The sequence below is a fragment of the Rhodococcus sp. APC 3903 genome (assembly GCF_030407755.1).
In the GTDB taxonomy this organism is placed as follows: Bacteria; Actinomycetota; Actinomycetes; order Mycobacteriales; family Mycobacteriaceae; genus Rhodococcus_F; species Rhodococcus_F erythropolis.
The window spans coordinates 101,793-118,828 of record NZ_JASDCV010000007.1; the positions used below are offsets into that span (position 1 = coordinate 101,793).

Sequence of the window (17,036 nt, forward strand, 5' to 3'; positions counted from 1 at the left end):
CCCTTCGCTACACGACGCTGGTTCCTAGACTGCGCGGGCGCTGGTCTCCCAGTACCGCGCGCGCAGTGCCTTCTTGTCCAGCTTGCCCAGCGGTGTCAACGGGAGTGAATCCACGAAGTCGATGCTCTTGGGAGCGTGAACCGAACCCTTGGCTGCCTTCACCTTGTCGACCAGTTCCTCGGTGTCCACGGTCAGTCCGGCACGAAGCACCACGCAGGCCTTGACGGCTTCGCCCCACTTGTCGTCCGGTACACCGACTACCGCCACCGATGCGACGGACGGGTGCGCCGAGATCACGTCTTCGATCTCGCGCGGGAACACGTTGAAACCACCGGTCACGATCATGTCCTTCTTGCGATCGACGATGGACATGAACCCGTCCTTGTCCTTACGTGCGATGTCTCCGGTGTGCAGCCAACCCCCACGGAACGCCTCGGCGGTTTCGGCCGGCTTCTTCCAGTAGCCCTTCATGATCAGCGGGCCGCGCACGCAGATCTCACCGAGCTCTCCCTGCGGCACCTCGTTGAGGTCGTCGTCGAGCAACCGGACGTCGAGCCATGGCACCGGCCGCCCACAGGTCGCGAGGCGGGCCGGATCGTCGGCGAGGTGCTCTTCCTTGCGCAGCACCGAGATTGTCATGCCGCACTCGGTCTGACCGTAGAACTGGAAGAAGATCTGCCCGAACTTCTTGATGCCCTCTTGCAATCTGGCCGGGGACATCGCGGACGCTCCGTAGAACAGCGTCTGCAAACTCGATACGTCACGCTTGGGCAGATCGGGGTGGTCCATGAGCATGTAGATCATGGTGGGCACCAACATGGTTGCCGTGATCTTGTGCTTCTCGATCGCCTCGAGCACGGCCCCCGGTTCGAAGGCGGGCAGGACGATCAGAGCGCCGCCGCGCAGCAAAGTCGGGATGAAGAACGCCGCGCCTGCATGTGAGAGTGGCGTGCAGATGAGAAAGCGGTTGTCCTCGGGCCACTGCCACTCCGACATCTGGATCTGATTGAGCGCTGCACCCGAACGGAACGATCCCACAACACCTTTGGGCTTGCCGGTCGTTCCACCGGTGTAGACCATGCTGCTGGCGTCTTCGGCATCGACGTGCGCTGCCTTCAGCGGCGCAGGCTCGAATGTCGCGGCCAGAGCAAGGATGTCGATCCCCACTTCGGACGGGCCCATCGAGAGCACGTTGGTCAGCGAAGGCGACGACGCCTTCAACTCGGCGGCACGATCTTCGAAGGCATTGGGATCGAAGATGAGGGTCTCGATCTCGGCGTCGTCGACGATGTACTTGTGGTCGTCGAGCGATCCCATCGGGTTCAGGGCACTCGCCCGGCAGCCGGTGATCATGGTCGCGCCCATGCTGATCAGCACCTCGGGGCGGTTCTTCGACAGCATCGCGGTGCTGGTGCCCTGAGTGATTCCCAGCGACGCGAGAGCCTGGGCGAAGCAGCTGATCTGATCGCGCATCTGCCCTCCGGTGAGGATCACGTCTCCGAGGTACAGCGCAGGCTTGTCGTGATTGCGTTCCAGAGCGGTGATGAGCAGGTCCGGACCGTATACCGGTCGGTGCAGGTCAGCGAACTCGTCTGTCATCTGGTCTTCCTTCTGCTCGGCGCGTGCAGTCATCGAGATGTGCTCCCGGTCACGGATACGATATCCAGAATTGCACAAAACTGGAACAGGTTCCACCTCTTCGATCGAATCCGAGAATGCTCCCGATCAGCGGGAAGCCTGTCGTCACCCACGAGAGCGGTGGTTAGCGTCGATGTACCCACCGAGACGACAGCGTCTCGGTCGCGTCCAACGGAGAGTGTCATGACTACCAACCTCGGTACCGCCCACTTCACGGCATCTGCTCCCCGTACGTCCACCACGCTCCTCTCGGATTTCGACTCGCTGTACGGCACCGTGCGCTCGGCACCCGACGGGTCCGTCGTCGAACAGGACGTCGTGTTCTTCGGGCGCCCTGATCCGGGCGCGCTGCTCACCGGGTCCGTGAGGCCGCTGGGCTCGACTCTCGAGCGAATCACCGAATACCACGACCAGACCGGGCATCTGGTTGCCGAGGTCTTCGTCCGGGAAGCCCCGACAGCGGGCACCGGAACCGATTCCGTTGCCGCCCTTGCCGATTTCGCCGCTCGTCGTTACGGCTCGGCGTCGCTACGACGGTTCCGCGGACGTTGCACCGCAACTTCCGCGGGAGCAGATCTGAACTGCTCCGTGACGGTGCTCGCTACGTACGAGAAGGACCACGAGAGCGTCGCCGACGTAGCTCTGGTCGCCACCGATCCCACCGGGGTCGTCACCGCTCGGGCCTGGGCGACTTACGCGATCGACGATGTGGCGACACTCGCGAGCTGAATCTCTGCAGGTCACCGAGCGGGTGTTCCATCCAGCGGGAGCTGCCGTATCTCCAGAGGACGCTTCGTCGTTGTATGAGACGGATCACATCACTGGAGCGTCGCAAGACGCGGCTCGGAGGAAGACATGGCACTCGGAACCGGCCCACTCACCACTACGGACGCCTCGACGCAGTCGGGCGCCGGCGAGGAAATTCGAGAAATCGAAGCGGCAGCGCCCCCGGCGCGGTTCGCGCGTGGATGGCACTGCCTCGGACTGAGCAATACCTATCGCGACGGTCAGCCCCACCAGATCGAGGCATTCGGCACCAGCCTTGTCGTCTTCGCCGACAGCAAGGGCGACATCAAGATTCTCGACGCCTACTGCCGCCACATGGGTGGCAACCTCGCTCACGGAACCGTCAAGGGCGATTCGATCGCCTGCCCGTTCCACGACTGGCGTTGGGGCGGTAACGGAAAATGTACGGCGATCCCCTACGCACGACGCGTTCCGCCGCTGGCCAAGACGCGGGCGTGGACCACACTCGAGAAGAACGGTCAGCTGTTCGTCTGGCACGATCCCCAGGGAAATCCCCCGCCCGCCGAGGTCACGATTCCCGACATCGAGGGCTTCGGAAGCGATGAGTGGAGCGACTGGAGCTGGAACACGCTCACCATCGAAGGCTCTCATTGCCGCGAGATCGTGGACAACGTCGTGGACATGGCCCACTTCTTCTACGTTCACTACTCGTTCCCCAAGTACTTCAAGAACATCTTCGAAGGTCACGTAGCGAGCCAGTACATGGAATCGGTGGGACGCGAGGACATCATCAGCGGCACCAACTACGGCGATCCCAACGCTGTTCTTCGTTCGGATGCTTCGTATTTCGGTCCGTCGTACATGATCGACTGGATCAAGAGCGAAGCCAACGGGCAGATCATCGAAACTGTATTGATCAACTGCCACTACCCCATCTCGAACAATGCCTTCGTGTTGCAGTACGGCGCGATGGTCAAGAAGCTTCCCGGTATGGACGACGAGTCCACTGCCGCGATGGCCGCGCAGTTCACCGAGGGCGTCGAGATGGGATTCCTTCAGGACGTGGAGATCTGGAAGAACAAGGCCCCGATCGACAACCCGCTGCTCTCGGAGGAGGACGGCCCGGTTTACCAGTTGCGGCGCTGGTACAACCAGTTCTACACCGATGTCGAGAACGTCACGGAAGACATGACGAAGCGCTTCGAATTCGAGATCGACACTACCCGCGCAGTGGAGAGCTGGAAGCGGGAAGTCGCCGAAAACGTTGCCGCACGTGACGCCCAGGCGCTCGAGACAACCTCCTGATTCGCAGTCGAAAACACTGCTGAGACAACCTGACTGAACGCAAGGAACAACATGACGTACGAAGTGCTCGAACAGATCAACGCGATGGCCGACGACATCTTCGCCGAAGGCATCGAGGCCGAGCGGATCGGCCGGGTGGCCGACGACACCGCCAAGAAGATGAAGGCAATCGGTTCCATCCGCATGCTCCAACCCAAGGAACACGGCGGAATGGAGGCGCATCCTCGCGAGTTCGCCGAGACCGTGATGCGCATGGCTTCGCTCAATCCCTCGGCCGGCTGGGTACACGGGATCGTCGGAGTTCACCCGTGGCAGCTCGCGTTCGCGGATCCCAAGGTGCAGCAGGAGATCTGGGGATCGGATCCCGACACCTGGATGGCATCGCCGTACATGCCCGGCGGAATGTGTATCCCCACCGACGGCGGCTACAAGTTCTCCGGCCGCTGGCAGTTCTCTTCCGGCACCGACCATTGCGACTGGGCTTTCCTCGGTGCGATGGCGTGCGACAAGGACGGCAACATGGAGATGCCGCCGCGCATGCTCCATGTGATCATTCCGCGCACCGACTACGAAATCATCGAAGACTCGTGGGATGTCATGGGACTTCGCGGCACCGGCTCCAAGGACCTCGTGGTCAAGGATGCGTACGTCCCCGATTACCGCGTCATGGACTGCGACGAGGTCATCGACGGAACGGCGGTGCGCAAGTACGGGCGCACCGAGACGCTGTACCTGATGCCGTGGTCGAACATGTTCCCCCTCGGTATCACCGCCGCCACCATCGGCATCTGCGAGGGAATGCTCTTCCACGCCAACGAGTACCAGGCCGATCGCATCAACGCACAGGGCACGGCAGTCAAGGACGACCCGTACACCTTGTTCGCCATCGGTCAGGCAACTGCCGACATCCGGGCAGCCCGCGACACCCTGCTGGCCAACGTCGACCGCATGTGGGATCGAGTGGATGCCGGCAAGGAAGTGACCTTCGAGCAGCGGGCCGAGGGACGTCAGACTCAGGTGCAGGCCGCCTGGCGCGCAATCAATGCAATCGATCAGGTCTACCCGCGCTGCGGCGGCAACGCACTGCGGATGGACAAGCCGCTTCAGCGATTCTGGCGCGACGCTCACGCGGGACAGCACCACGCAATTCACGTGCCGGGCACCGTATTCCACGCCGCCTCGCTGAGCCGTCTCGGCGCAGATCCGCAGGGTCCGCTGCGGGCGATGATCTGATCAGACTTCGACACAAGAAATCGACAGGAACAGAACACGATGACACACACTGACATCAAGGGACTTGGCTACGTCAAGATCTCGACCAACGACATGGCACGTTGGCGCACTTTCGCTTTCGATGTTCTCGGATTCGCCAAGGGCAGTGGGCCGGACGAGAACGCTCTCTACCTACGGCTCGACGAGCGTGCTGCTCGCATCGTCGTCGTCGAGGGTGAGCGCGACGAGATCGTCAACATCGGTTGGGAGGTCGCCGATCACGCCGCACTGCACCGCGTTCAGGAGGCCCTCGAAAAGAACGGCACCGAGGTGGAGCAGCTTTCGCTCGCCGAAGCGGATGCTCGACGGGTCGAAGAGGTCATCGCCTTCACCGATCCCGGTGGAGCAGCCATCGAGGTCTTCCACGGCGCGATCCTCGACCACAGCCCCGTGGTGACGCCCTTCGGCGCTCGATTCGTCACCGGCGCACAGGGTCTCGGCCACGTCGTGCTCCCGGTGATGGACAGTGCTGCGAGCTTCGACTTCTACACCGAGGTGCTCGGCTTCTACCCGCGCGGCGCCTTCCGCCTGCCGGCCCCGCCCGAATTCGGGCCGCTGCGAATCCGTTTCATGGGCGTCAACGAGCGTCACCACAGCTTGGCCCTGTGCCCGGCACCGCACGGCGGCGCACCCGGCCTGATTCACATCATGGTCGAGGTCGACACCCTCGACGCTGTCGGCCAGGCTCTCGACCGAGTGATGAAGGACGGATTCTCCGTGTCGTCGACCTTGGGTCGCCACACCAACGACAAGATGATCTCCTTCTACGTCCGCGCACCCGGCGGCTGGGACATCGAGTTCGGCACCGAGGGCGCGAAGGTGGATCAGGACTCGTACTCCTCCGAGGAGATCACCGCTGACAGCTACTGGGGCCACGACTGGTCCGGAAGCGAACCGCTGGCAGCTATGTAATACCTGCCGGCGACGATGTAGTACCCGCCGGTAGTAAACCGACGAAGGGGCTTGCGCGAGCATTCGCGCAAGCCCCTTCGTCGTTTCCACCGTGACGCGCCCGAAAACAGACCGGTGATCCACTTCACAAATCCGGAACTCTATGACACTATTTCTAATTGAAATAGCCAGTTCACTGGTTGTGGAGCTCTAAGAGAAGTGAGGTACACGATGACACTGCAGGCTGTGGATGCTTTAGGCGCCGATTCGGCCCCGACAGCAATTCTCGATCGCGTCTCGCTGGTTCTCGACGCCTTCGACGGTCCCGGCAGGTTGACGCTCGCTCAGGTCGTTCGGAGCACGGGCCTGCCACGCTCGTCTGCCCACCGCATGCTCGAACGTCTCGTCTCGATGCGTTGGCTGCGCCGCGACGGCCGCGACTACGAACTCGGTATGCGCCTCGTCGAACTGGGATCCCTCGCGGTTCATCAAGACCGCCTCCACGCTGCAGCCATGCCGCTCCTCCACGAGCTCTACCGCGTCACCGGCTTCGTGGTTCACCTCGGCATCCTCGACGGGCCCGATGTGGTCTACATGGAGAAGATCGGCGGACGCCTCGCTGCCGCGGTGCCGACGCGTGTCGGTGGTCGACGCCGGGCCGAGACCACTGCGATCGGTCAGGCACTGCTTGCATTCGGTTCGCCGAAGTCCTCGGGCTACGCACTGCCCCACCTCGCCAGGATTCGCGAATCAGGGGTGGCATTCGAAACCGGAAACGGCCTACCGGGATTCAGCTGTCTTGCGGCACCGATCGGCCCCATCGGCCGCGCTGTTGCCGCGGTATCCATCTGCGCGCCGTCGAAGGCTCTCCGACTCGACCACGTCAGCGCAGCGCCGGTTCGGATGGCGGCCGCTGCCATTTGGCGTGGCATCGACGGCGGATCGCTGAGCGTCACTCCGACGTTGCAGCGTCGTCACCTGCTGCGCAACATGCCCACCGCAGCCGGGGCCTGACTCAGATATTCGAGCCGTTGCCGGTGAGACCGGCTTGCTCGAGCGCCAACACGTACTCCTCGACGTTCTTCCATCTGCCAGGCGTCGAGGGCAACGGCGATCCCAGTCGGTCGTGCTCGGCGACGTTCGCGAACTCGGCGGACGCACGATCGATGTCTTCGAGTAGTTCGCGAGCAAGTTCGATCTCGGCTCGGAAGTACCGTTCCGACCATCGCAACGTCATGACCGGGAACGACCAGGCCGGCTCGTTCTCGGCATGATCTGCGTGGAGTTTCGCGCGTCGAATCTGCTCTTCGACGTTGGCGATATGGGCTTCGACCAGTGCCTTGAGTCGCTCGGGTTCGTTGAGGTGTCCCATCCACAGACGCAACATCACGCCGTGCTTGAGCACCGGGACTTCCACCGGCGCCTCCCGTGACCACGTCCGGACGGCGTCGGTTCCTGATTGGGTGATCGAGTAGAGGCGCTTGCCCCGCACCCCGGGCTCGGAGACGACCCGGGACTCCACGAATCCGATGCTTTCGAGCTTCTTCAGCTCTGCGTAGACCTGGCTGATGGACGGGCTCCAGTAGAAGAAGCCGACACTCCAGTCGGCCCACTTCTTCAAATCGTTTCCGGTCAGTTCCTCCCCGAACGTCAGCATCCCGAGCACTGCCCAGCTGGTAGCGGGAAGTCCTCGGGACACGTCATCAGGTTCGGACATGCCCGAAGTCTAACAATCACTGGTGATTTGCTGGTTTCGTAGAATCCGAACGGACCGCTGAGCGGGATCAAATTTGCCCGAGACCCCTCCACCTGACACTCGCTCGGTCCGAACCCGTGGCGAGAAGCCATTGCTGCCATTGAGTGGGACTGCCGCTGGATTACGACCGCGGCGCCACACATCGTTGCTTCTGAAGCTGTTTGCAGAGTTTTGAACAGAGATTTGAACAAGGAGACGACATGACCGTGGAAAACGCCGAACCGCCAGTTCTGGACGGACGCACACTTCGCAACGTGATGAGCAATTTCTGCACTGGCGTCACCGTCATCACCGCTCACGATGGAGACTCACCCCTCGGCTTCACCTGCCAGTCTCTGGTCTCGGTATCGCTCGATCCCCCCTTGCTTTCGTTCTGCCCGGCGAAGACGTCGACAAGTTGGCCGAAGCTTCGCGAATCCGGAACTCTCTGCATCAATGTTCTCGCCCACGATCAGCAGGACATGTGTTCGGCGTTCGCTCGCGGCGGGACCGACAAGTTCCTCGGCGTCGAGTGGGACGCGGCCGGCAACGGTGCTCCGGCGCTCAGCGGCGCACTCGCTCGCATCGAGGCCACCGTCGAGCAGGAGCACGACGCCGGTGATCACACCATCGTCGTCGCACGAATCACCGATCTGAACGTGCTGCGCCACGATGGTCCGCTTCTGTTCTACCGCGGCGGCTTCGGACGCTTCGACGCCTGAATTTCTTGCGGGCCGTCCCGCTGCGTGGGAGATTGCGACGCCGAATCGAGACGGCACCGATAGCGTCCGAAGTAGTTGTCAGACCCTGAACTTCTCGACTGATCGGACTAACTCGATGACCACTCTCGAACCAGACACCACGGCCGCGATCACGGCGACGGTTACCACCTACCTCGACGCCGTGGCTCGCGGATCGTCAGCGGACATCGCCGCCCTCTACGCCGAGAACGCGACACTCGAAGACCCGGTCGGCAGCGAACCCCGTGTCGGCAAAGCGGCGATCACCGAGTTCTACGGCGCTCTCGAGGGCGGTTCGCAAGAGACGGAGCTTCTCACCTTGCGGGTGAGCGGATCCAGCGCGGCCTTTCACTTCCGCGTCGTCACACCGGTGGGCGATCAGGTCTACGAGGTCGAACCGATCGACGTCATGACTTTCGACGCGGACGCCAAGATCACGAGCATGCGCGCGTTCTGGTCACCGGCCGATCTGATTGCACGCTGATGCGTCAGGTCAGCTGTCGGAACTGCGGAAACCGCGTTCTGGTCGAGAAATACAGCGAAGCGCACACCAGCGTTCAATGGCTCGAAGAGTCGCAAGTGGTGTGCCCGGAGCTGGGGCGTGAGAACGGTCGAGCCAACGCTCAGCGGACGTGTGGCGCTCTGCGTCAGACGATCAACGACCTTGCCGACGCCGGTGAGCTGGAGATGAGCCTGCGCAGCTACCCGGTGCCGGGCAAGCTGTCCTGAACGCTACCGCGTAGGACTTCGGCGAACGTGCGCGCCGATTCCAAGTCGTCGGCGTTCGGCCGCCCCTTCCGGATACCTCCGAACGGCTTGAACGGAAAATACGTATCCCACGCGCGGGACGAGAAGGCTGCGACCACATCGAAGCCCTTCTGCTCGAGCAGCTGAACCAGTGGACGCGAGAAGCGATGAATCCCCTTGTCGGGAAAACCACTGGTGGCGAAGACAAAAGCCTTGGATCGCCGTTCTTCGGGGAGTGCCTCGATGAACGAGCGTAGGTCTTCGTGGTACGAGCGTAGGTAGATGCCGGAGCCGAAGCCCACGAGGTCGTAGTCGGCGAGCTGCGCGGCGTCGATGTCACCGGGCTCGACCACGCGAGCATCGAGAACTTCTCCGATGACGTCGGCGATACGCTTCGTATTGCCATGGGAGACAGAGGTACACACGATGATTGCCTTCATCGACTGCCTTCTTTCGTCGCTGTGTGTGGGACGCCATCTACGTTCTCGCGCAGGTAGATCCAGGTGATGAATCCCCCGCAGATTGCAAAAATCACGGCGACAACCGAATATGCGTCGAGCGGAAGCCCAGTCCAGATCAAGCCTGCAACAAGGACCATCGCACCAACAGCCAGACCTGCCGATACTTCCTTGGACATACGCATCCCTCCCCTGGTTCATCACTGACAGTTCCAGGATAGAGGTACCAGCGAAGCTACGGACAGCCGTGACGGTGGGGAATGATGCCGGTATGTCAGCACGATTGAAAGGACGCAGGCGCGCGGTCAACGCTTTGCTCGTCGACGTCGAACGATGGGCCGCTGAGCACGATGACGTCAAAGCTGTAGCGCTGGTCGGGTCCTACGCGCGCGGCGCGGAGCGTATGGCGAGTGATCTTGATCTGATGATCCTGGCCGACGACGCGAACGCGCTCGCAAATGAAGACTGGTTCGTGCGGCTCCGCCCCGACGCGCGATTCATCAGAGCCGCAAACTGGGGGCCAGTTCGAGAACGACGCTTCCGCCTACGGTCCGGCCTCCTCGTCGAGCTGAATTTCGCGAGCGAGAGCTGGGCGGACGTTCCGCTCGACGCGGGCACTCGACGTGTTCTCGAAGACGGACACCGAATCCTGTACGACACGGGGCCTCTTCGTGTCGCTGCGAGTGCAGTAGGAATTGATCGATGAGCACTGCGTCGGTCTTCGAAACCTTAGCCGCCGAAATATCCGCGTTGCGCGGCTCGCCTCTCGTCGCGATCGACGGTGTCGATGGGAGCGGCAAGACGACATTCGCGAAAAGCCTTACAGCGCAGCTGAATGCACGCACAGCCATCGTGATTCACGTCGACGACTTTCTGAATCCGCCGGAGATTCGTCATCGTAGAGGTCGGCAATCACCGGAAGGCTTCTGGCTCGACAGCTACGACTACGACGCCCTCGAACGACATGTTCTCGATCCGTTGGGGCGGGGCGGGAGCAGAAGGTACCGACAACGGCGGGACAGCGACGCGTACCTGCATGCAGCCGATGGAGCGATAGTCCTTGTCGAAGGACTCTTCCTGCATCGAGACGAACTCGCCGAACGATGGGACTATTCGATCTTCCTCGATGCGCCCTTCGAGGAGACCGCGCGGCGCATGAACCTTCGCGACGGAACGAACGCGGATCCGGATCATCCTTCGATGAACAGATATGTGGGCGGGCAACGGCTTTACTTCGCCGCTGCAAAACCCTGGACCCGAGCCGACTGCGTCATCGACAACTCCGACCCGGGCATGCCGCGCATCCACTCCTGATATCGCGTCGAGATCGCGAGCGATACTCGTATTCCGCCATCCCTCCCTGCCTGGGAATTCTCCCGAACGGTCGTGAGAAGTCGCGTAGGGTTTCTCAATGACGTCACCAACTGCCTCCCGCATCAGAACTCTGAACTGGATCGCATTCGGGATCGGGATTCTGCTGACTGCCCTCGCAATTTACGATCTCGTTCAAGGCGAGCGTTCAACGAGTGTATGGATCGCCGTTGTGTGTTGGCCGATTGTCGCAACACTCAGTGCGGTCCAGCTATTCAAGTCGAGGTCCAACAGCTGAGTACTTGATGTGCACCCACTGATCCTCAGGCGACTGTCCGGAACAGGCCTTCTCTCGCTCACCGGGAAGGCACGTATGAGGCGCCACCGTCCGACCATAGCTTTGTGACATGGACAACAACGTCGATGTCATTGTCATCGGATCGGGCGCTGCCGGATCCGCCGCAGCACTCCAAGCACACGCTGACGGCGCGTCGGTGGTGATTCTGGAGAAGAGTGGACGCGATGCCGCGGGTGGCAACACTCGACTGTCCGGCAGTGGATGGTTCGTCAACCAGGACCCTGCTGCCGCCCGCACCTTCCTGCGTTCGTTGAACGGATCGTTCACCGTTGCCGACGACGTCATCGACGCCTGGGCAGAGAATACGCAAGGACTGTCCGACTGGCTCCGCAGTCTGGGTGCAACTGTAGCGATGACCGGCGATTTCCATTCCACGGCGGAGTACGGCGAACTCGACGGAAGTTCTTGTTACGCAGGGATGGATACCATCGAAGGGAAGATGGGCAATGAACTTCTCTACCGCTTCCTCGTTTCCGCCCTCGCTGAACGCGACATCACAACCCTTTTCGACACCGAGGCCACCAGACTCTTGACGGATGAATCCGGAGCGGTGACCGGAGTCGAGATCCGTTCGGGTGAACAAACTTCGCAGATCCATGCGCGCCGAGGTGTCATCCTTGCCGCCGGAGGTTTCGAAGCAAATCCGGCCATGGTGCGCGATTACCTACGCCTGGAGAATCCGAAGATCTGGGGCTCACCTTCGGCAACAGGCGACGGCCACCGGATGGCACAGGCAGTGGGCGCGGATCTATGGCACATGAACAACATGATGACCATTACGGGAATCCCCGGCGACCTCGAAAATCCGACTGGATTCTTCCTCGCACTGTGGAACGCGCACAACTATGTGTTCCTCAGCCGGGAAGGTCGACGCTTCACCGACGAGTCAGCCGAAATGCGGCACGGTCATGTGTTCAGAGAGGGTTCCTACCAACACTTTCCGGTGCAACCGATGAACATTGTGTTCGACGAGACGATGAGGTTGGCCGGGCAGCTGAGCCCCGGTCGCGACGCACTGCCTGTCGGACACATGGTCCTCGACGAAGGATACGAGTGGAGCTCGGACAATCAAGCCGAGATCGACAAGGGTTGGATCGTCAAAGCGGACACGCTTGCCGAACTCGCCGGGAAGCTCGGCTTGGACCCCACCGTCGTGGAAACGAGCGTGCACCGCTACAACGAGGCGTGCGCGGACGGCGTAGACCATTCCTTCGGCCGCAATCCGGAAACTTTGGCCCCGGTGGCAACCGCTCCGTTCTACGCCGTCTCCGGGCCGCCACTGCTGGGATGGAGTAGCGGTGGGCCGCGCCGCGACGGTCATTCCCGCGTCCTCGACACCGCCGGTAGCCCGATTCCGGGGCTGTATGCGGCGGGCGCAGTGAGTTCCACCTACAGCGCGGCGAAGGACGGTGGATTCCATATTGCCGACGCCTTCGCGTTCGGTCGTGTTGCCGGCGCCCATGCTGCCGCGCGTAAAGCTTGATATCGCCGGCCTTTCGACTGACTAGCCACGCACAATTACGTGGCTGGTCAGTTGTGGTCGATCGTCACGCAGATGGACCCTCTGCGCCGGATGAAACCGAGATTCGTAGCGGGACGCTATCGCCTCGGCGGAACCGTAATAGCTCACATCTCGCGGGCGTACCTTCGCACGCCGCAAGGACTCGTCGAAGCTGGCTTCAACCCAGATGCGTAGGTCGAACTGATCTCGCATCAGTCCGCGAAAAAGCAGCACTCCCTCGACGATTACAATGGCGCGATCCGGGACTCGGGGCTTCGATACCACCGATACGTCTGTCTCCGGATCAGTCGAGACGTAGGAAATTTCGGTAACTTCGGCCGACCGCAGCGGCACCATCACACGGCTACTCAGGTTCGAATAGTCGTACGCATCCTCGAGATACCCACGCACCGTGTCAGGATTTTTGTTCCGGATCGCTTTCGCAGTCGAGAACTCGTCGCCACGGATCATGATCACGTCATGGCCCGACGTCGAGATCCCGTCAGCCAACTCGTCTGCGATCGTCGATTTTCCGGATGCCTCGATTCCTGAAATCCCGACGATAGTGCGTCCGAGGCGATCTTCGTGGCAGCGTACGACGTGTTCGACGAGAGAACCCGAATCATCTGCCCCGAAGGTTGTCTGTCGCTTCACACCCGAGCGGCCTTGACCTCGTCGAAGAACGCGACGACGGCGGCTTCGTTCTCCGGCGGAACGGTGAGCGATGCCCGTGGACCCGCTACCGCGATGGAGTCGTCGGCGAGCCGGTTTCCAATGGTGAGCTTCAATCCCGATTTCGACGGTTTCGCCTTCACCGCAATGTGTTCGACATGCCAGCGAGCCACTTCGCTCGTGCTCGCGGCGGTGCGGTCGAAGACCTCCACCGTGCGGTGGTCGAGGACCATGACGACGTTGGTCCCGACGGTGACTTCCAGATAGCGTCGTTCCGCCACGGTGTGCGCCTTTCGGTTAGGTGAAACCGACGCTACACACCGTGGCGGAACCCAGCGCGACAAACCTCAGCTATTCAAAACTTCAGCGGGACGAACTCCCCGCATCCACCGGCAGGGCGACCGACGTGATGTAGCGGGCCTCGTCGGAGGCCAGGAACAGTGCCGCATTCGCTACGTCCACCGGTTCGATCCACGGAATGGCAAGCATGTTCATCGTCATCGCCGCCGCAGCGAATTCCTCGCGCGTCGGGTTCTCGAGATCGGGGCGGAACTTGCCGCGCACCAACGGGTTCTGAATCATCGGGGTGTCGACGTTGGTGGGATGGACAGTGTTGACCCGCACGTTGTACGGAGCCAATTCCTTTGCCAGCGAACGCATCAGACCAACGACTCCATGCTTGGCTGCGGTGTAGTGCGCAACTCCGACCAGCCCCCGCAATCCGGCGATGGAGCTGGTGAGTGTCATCGATCCCCCACCTCGCGCGATCAAGTGCGGCGCCGCAACCGTCGTGGTGTGCCACACCCCGGTCAGGTTCACGTCCAACATGGTCTGCCACATCGTTTCCGACATCGTCAGAGCCCCGTCGGAGGACGTGATACCAGCTGTAGCGCACACGATGTCGAGTCCACCGAGCGCTTCGACCCCCGAGTCCACCGCGCTGCGTAGTGCCTCGAGATCCCGAACGTCCACTACCGCAGATTCGACCTTTCGCCCCAGTGCCTCGATCTGGGCTACCGTCTCGGCGAGATCGGATTCCGACGCGGGCGGGGTGACTGTCGTTTCCACCGACGCGCACACGTCGATCGCGATGATGTCCGCACCTTCTTCGGCGAATCGCACGGCCTGAGCCCGGCCGATTCCTCGAGCCGCACCCGTGATCAGCGCGATCTTGCCTTCCAATCGAGAAGTCATCAATTCACACTTTCTGGGTCAGGCCGGCGTCGACCACCAACTGACAGCCGGTCATGTAGCGGGACTCCGCGGATGCGAGAAACAGGACGGCATTGCTGACATCCACCGGATCGACCCAGGGAACAGGTAACAGGTTGCGCGCGCTCAGTACTGCAGCGGCGTCTGCTTCCGTGGGATTCTCGATATCCGGGCACAGGTTCGCGAACACTCGCTCGTTGATGATCATCGGGGTACGCACCGAACCCGGATGCACGGAGTTGACGCGAATACCCTCCGCGCCCAACTCGTTGGCCAGCGTTCTGGCCAGGCCCACCACGGCGTGCTTGGCGGCGCTGTAATGACTCGCTCCGGCAATACCTTTGATTCCCGCTGTCGAGCTGACCAGAACGACGGATCCACCGTCGCCGAAGTGCGGAACACAGGCCTTGACGGTGTGCCACGCCCCGGTCAGATTGACGTCGAGCGAGCGGTTCCACACTGCAGGATCGACGGTCCACGACGGTCCCGGCGTGTCGTACACGCCTGCATTCGCGACGACGACGTCCAACCCGCCGAGCTCGGCGACACAATCGGCGACTACCGCGGCGAGATCTTCGAAGTCACGAATGTCCGCGACGCCGGTGACCGCCACGCCTCCACGCTCGCGTACCGCCTGGGCGGTCTCCTCCAGCTCGGACTTTGCCTGCACGACATCCAACGCGATCACGGACGCGCCTTCGTCGGCGAGACGCTCGCAGTGTGAGCGGCCCATCCCGCCGGCCGCACCTGTCACGAGTACGCGAAGACCCTCGAGACGACTCATGCGTGCACCGCACTGTTCAGTTCGAAGCCTCGGTATCCCGCTGCTGCCACGTCTGCACAGATGTCGGAGTAGACACCGAATCCTCCGATGAATGGCATGAATATCCTCGGCTTTCCCGGAATGTTGGCTCCCATGTACCAGGAGTTCGCGGATGGAAACAGCGTCGCCGACGCCCGGCGTGAGCATTCGTCGAGCCAGTTGTCCACGGCTTCGGCACTCGGTTCGATGGTGTCGATGCCCGCCGAATCGAGGTGGTTGATCGCGCCCGCGATCCAGTCCACGTGCTGCTCGGCAGCGAGAATCATGTTGGACAGCACACTCGGGCTACCCGGCCCGGTGACGATGAACAGGTTGGGGAACCCGTGTACTCCGAGGCCTAGATACGTCCTTGGACCCGCATGCCAGTTCTCGCGCAACGTCTCGCCATTGCGGCCGCGGATCTCGATGCGATCGAGCGCTCCCGTCATCGCGTCGAACCCGGTGGCAAACACCAGCGCATCCAGTTCGTAGTGCGCATCGGCCGTCTTGATTCCAGCCTCGTCGATCGCCTCGATCGGTGCGGACTTGAGATCTACCAGGCTGACGTTGTCACGGTTGTAGCTCTGGTAGTAGTTCGTGTCCGTGACTATCCGCTTGGTTCCGATGGGGTGGTCGTTCGGAATGAGCAGGTCGGCGATCGCCTGATCCTGGACTTCCGAGCGAATCTTGCGTTCGGCAAACGCTGCCGCTGTCCCGTTGGCCTCGATGTTGCTCGTCTGGTCTGCGAATGTCTTGGCGAACAGGACACCGCCGAGCTTCCACCGCTCCTCGTATGCCGCGTTTCTCTCGGCCTCCGAGACTTCGAGGGCGCTGCGAGGATCCGAAACGAACGGCGATCCACCGCCACTGCGCTTGGACAGCGCTCGACGCTCTGCGTAGCCGGCCTTGATCTCGGCGCGGCGCTTGTCATCGAGAGGCGTGTTTCCTGCCGGCACACTGTAATTCGCGGACCGCTGGAACACGTAGAGATGATCGGCCTGCTCGGCGATCAGCGGAATGGACTGGATGCCCGAGGATCCGGTGCCGATCACGCCGACGCGTTTGCCGGTGAAGTCGACGCCCTCGTGCGGCCAGAAACCGGTGTGGAACACCTCGCCACCGAAGGTCTCACGGCCCGCAATGTTCGGAACGTTTGCGGTCGAGAGGCTACCGGTAGCGCACACGACGAAGCGTGAGGTGACGTCGTGACCGCCGTCGGTCTGTACTCGCCACGTGGCAGTACCCTCGTCGAACTGTGCGCTCAGAACGCGTGTGTCGAAGGTGAAGCCAGTGCGAAGGTCGAAGCGATCAGCCACGTGATCGAGGTACGAGAGGATCTCCGGTTGCGCGGCGTACTTCTCGCTCCAGTCCCAATCCTGTTGCAGCTCTTCGGAGAACGAGTAGGAGTAGTCGAAACTCTCGACGTCACAGCGTGCGCCGGGGTAGCGGTTGAAATACCACGTGCCGCCCACTCCGGAGCCCGCCTCGAAGCCGTGGACACGCAGCCCCTGCTCGCGAAGTCGGTGCATGGCGTACATGCCAGCGACGCCGGCGCCGATGACTACGACGTCGAGTGGTGCGGTGGAGAAGTCAGGATCGGTCATGGTGGTCACGCTACGAGTGGACTGGTTGGTAGAGGAACGGGTT

At 62.0% G+C, this 17,036-nt stretch carries 20 protein-coding genes; 11 read left to right on the forward strand and 9 right to left on the reverse strand.

The features are described from left to right. Positions 1–24: 24 nt before the first annotated feature. Entirely contained in the window at positions 25–1,599 is a 1,575-nt protein-coding gene (locus tag QMA15_RS12040) for an AMP-binding protein (RefSeq protein WP_024487413.1), read from the reverse strand. A 222-nt stretch (positions 1,600–1,821) separates the two neighbouring features. Between QMA15_RS12040 and QMA15_RS12045 the strand changes: the two genes are divergently transcribed. The 5 genes from QMA15_RS12045 to QMA15_RS12065 all read left to right on the forward strand — a co-directional run bounded on the left by QMA15_RS12045 (position 1,822) and on the right by QMA15_RS12065 (position 6,867). Next, the gene (locus QMA15_RS12045; RefSeq protein ID WP_020968793.1) at positions 1,822–2,367 is read left to right on the forward strand and encodes a hypothetical protein; all 546 of its coding nucleotides are present in this window, start codon (positions 1,822–1,824) and stop codon (positions 2,365–2,367) included. A 126-nt stretch (positions 2,368–2,493) separates the two neighbouring features. Beyond that, entirely contained in the window at positions 2,494–3,690 is a 1,197-nt protein-coding gene (locus QMA15_RS12050) for a Rieske 2Fe-2S domain-containing protein (RefSeq protein ID WP_020906621.1), read from the forward strand. Between the two features lie 51 nt (positions 3,691–3,741). Further along, entirely contained in the window at positions 3,742–4,923 is a 1,182-nt protein-coding gene (locus tag QMA15_RS12055) for an acyl-CoA dehydrogenase family protein (protein WP_019749417.1), read from the forward strand. A 39-nt stretch (positions 4,924–4,962) separates the two neighbouring features. Beyond that, positions 4,963–5,874 carry a biphenyl-2,3-diol 1,2-dioxygenase gene (bphC, locus tag QMA15_RS12060; RefSeq protein ID WP_279163275.1) on the forward strand — a complete coding sequence of 304 codons (912 nt, stop codon included), beginning with the start codon at positions 4,963–4,965 and terminating at the stop codon, positions 5,872–5,874. A 210-nt stretch (positions 5,875–6,084) separates the two neighbouring features. Then, positions 6,085–6,867: an IclR family transcriptional regulator gene (locus QMA15_RS12065; RefSeq protein WP_020968790.1), complete on the forward strand. Its 783-nt coding sequence runs from the start codon at positions 6,085–6,087 to the stop codon at positions 6,865–6,867. A gap of 1 nt (position 6,868) precedes the next feature. Here the strand turns inward: QMA15_RS12065 and QMA15_RS12070 are convergent, their stop codons facing one another. Beyond that, the gene (locus QMA15_RS12070; protein ID WP_019749414.1) at positions 6,869–7,570 is read right to left on the reverse strand and encodes a PadR family transcriptional regulator; all 702 of its coding nucleotides are present in this window, start codon (positions 7,568–7,570) and stop codon (positions 6,869–6,871) included. Positions 7,571–7,809: 239 nt separating this feature from the next. Between QMA15_RS12070 and QMA15_RS12075 the strand changes: the two genes are divergently transcribed. The 3 genes from QMA15_RS12075 to QMA15_RS12085 all read left to right on the forward strand — a co-directional run bounded on the left by QMA15_RS12075 (position 7,810) and on the right by QMA15_RS12085 (position 9,057). Beyond that, a complete protein-coding gene (locus QMA15_RS12075; RefSeq protein ID WP_020906617.1) occupies positions 7,810–8,310 on the forward strand; it encodes a flavin reductase family protein in 501 nt (166 codons plus the stop codon). A gap of 115 nt (positions 8,311–8,425) precedes the next feature. Next, positions 8,426–8,812: a nuclear transport factor 2 family protein gene (locus tag QMA15_RS12080; RefSeq protein ID WP_020906616.1), complete on the forward strand. Its 387-nt coding sequence runs from the start codon at positions 8,426–8,428 to the stop codon at positions 8,810–8,812. After that, positions 8,812–9,057: a hypothetical protein gene (locus QMA15_RS12085; protein ID WP_020906615.1), complete on the forward strand. Its 246-nt coding sequence runs from the start codon at positions 8,812–8,814 to the stop codon at positions 9,055–9,057. The genes QMA15_RS12080 and QMA15_RS12085 overlap by 1 nt, the downstream gene beginning before the upstream one ends. On the opposite strand, the gene QMA15_RS12090 is transcribed toward QMA15_RS12085, so the two are convergent. Together QMA15_RS12090 and QMA15_RS12095 are read right to left on the reverse strand one after the other, a co-directional pair. Beyond that, positions 9,030–9,515, reverse strand: coding sequence for a flavodoxin family protein (locus QMA15_RS12090; protein WP_020906614.1), 486 nt, complete (start codon positions 9,513–9,515; stop codon positions 9,030–9,032). The two genes, QMA15_RS12085 and QMA15_RS12090, sit on opposite strands and share 28 nt — an antisense overlap. Beyond that, the gene (locus QMA15_RS12095) at positions 9,512–9,712 is read right to left on the reverse strand and encodes a hypothetical protein (protein ID WP_020968788.1); all 201 of its coding nucleotides are present in this window, start codon (positions 9,710–9,712) and stop codon (positions 9,512–9,514) included. The genes QMA15_RS12090 and QMA15_RS12095 overlap by 4 nt, the downstream gene beginning before the upstream one ends. 92 nt (positions 9,713–9,804) lie before the next feature. On the opposite strand from QMA15_RS12095, the gene QMA15_RS12100 reads away from it, so the two are divergent. The 3 genes from QMA15_RS12100 (at position 9,805) to QMA15_RS12110 (ending at position 12,685) form a co-directional block, all read left to right on the forward strand. Then, positions 9,805–10,239, forward strand: a complete 435-nt coding sequence (locus QMA15_RS12100) for a nucleotidyltransferase domain-containing protein (RefSeq protein WP_046379814.1) — start codon at positions 9,805–9,807, stop codon at positions 10,237–10,239. Further along, complete coding sequence (locus QMA15_RS12105) at positions 10,236–10,847, forward strand: AAA family ATPase (protein ID WP_205907581.1); 612 nt, start codon at positions 10,236–10,238, stop codon at positions 10,845–10,847. Before QMA15_RS12100 ends, QMA15_RS12105 begins: the two co-directional genes overlap by 4 nt. Positions 10,848–11,251: 404 nt before the next feature. Continuing rightward, positions 11,252–12,685 (forward strand): FAD-dependent oxidoreductase, encoded by a 1,434-nt coding sequence (locus tag QMA15_RS12110; RefSeq protein WP_290284614.1) that lies wholly within the window; start codon positions 11,252–11,254, stop codon positions 12,683–12,685. 21 nt (positions 12,686–12,706) lie between these two features. On the opposite strand, the gene QMA15_RS12115 is transcribed toward QMA15_RS12110, so the two are convergent. From QMA15_RS12115 to QMA15_RS12135, 5 genes are all read right to left on the reverse strand, one after another. Further along, positions 12,707–13,357, reverse strand: coding sequence for a uridine kinase (locus QMA15_RS12115; RefSeq protein WP_205907579.1), 651 nt, complete (start codon positions 13,355–13,357; stop codon positions 12,707–12,709). Continuing rightward, positions 13,354–13,656: a hypothetical protein gene (locus QMA15_RS12120; protein WP_021334262.1), complete on the reverse strand. Its 303-nt coding sequence runs from the start codon at positions 13,654–13,656 to the stop codon at positions 13,354–13,356. The genes QMA15_RS12115 and QMA15_RS12120 overlap by 4 nt, the downstream gene beginning before the upstream one ends. A gap of 82 nt (positions 13,657–13,738) precedes the next feature. Further along, positions 13,739–14,569, reverse strand: coding sequence for a mycofactocin-coupled SDR family oxidoreductase (locus tag QMA15_RS12125; protein WP_060939122.1), 831 nt, complete (start codon positions 14,567–14,569; stop codon positions 13,739–13,741). 4 nt (positions 14,570–14,573) lie between these two features. Continuing rightward, complete coding sequence (locus tag QMA15_RS12130; RefSeq protein WP_142006039.1) at positions 14,574–15,371, reverse strand: mycofactocin-coupled SDR family oxidoreductase; 798 nt, start codon at positions 15,369–15,371, stop codon at positions 14,574–14,576. Then, complete coding sequence (locus QMA15_RS12135) at positions 15,368–16,993, reverse strand: NAD(P)/FAD-dependent oxidoreductase (protein WP_047888741.1); 1,626 nt, start codon at positions 16,991–16,993, stop codon at positions 15,368–15,370. The genes QMA15_RS12130 and QMA15_RS12135 overlap by 4 nt, the downstream gene beginning before the upstream one ends. Positions 16,994–17,036 lie beyond the last annotated feature (43 nt).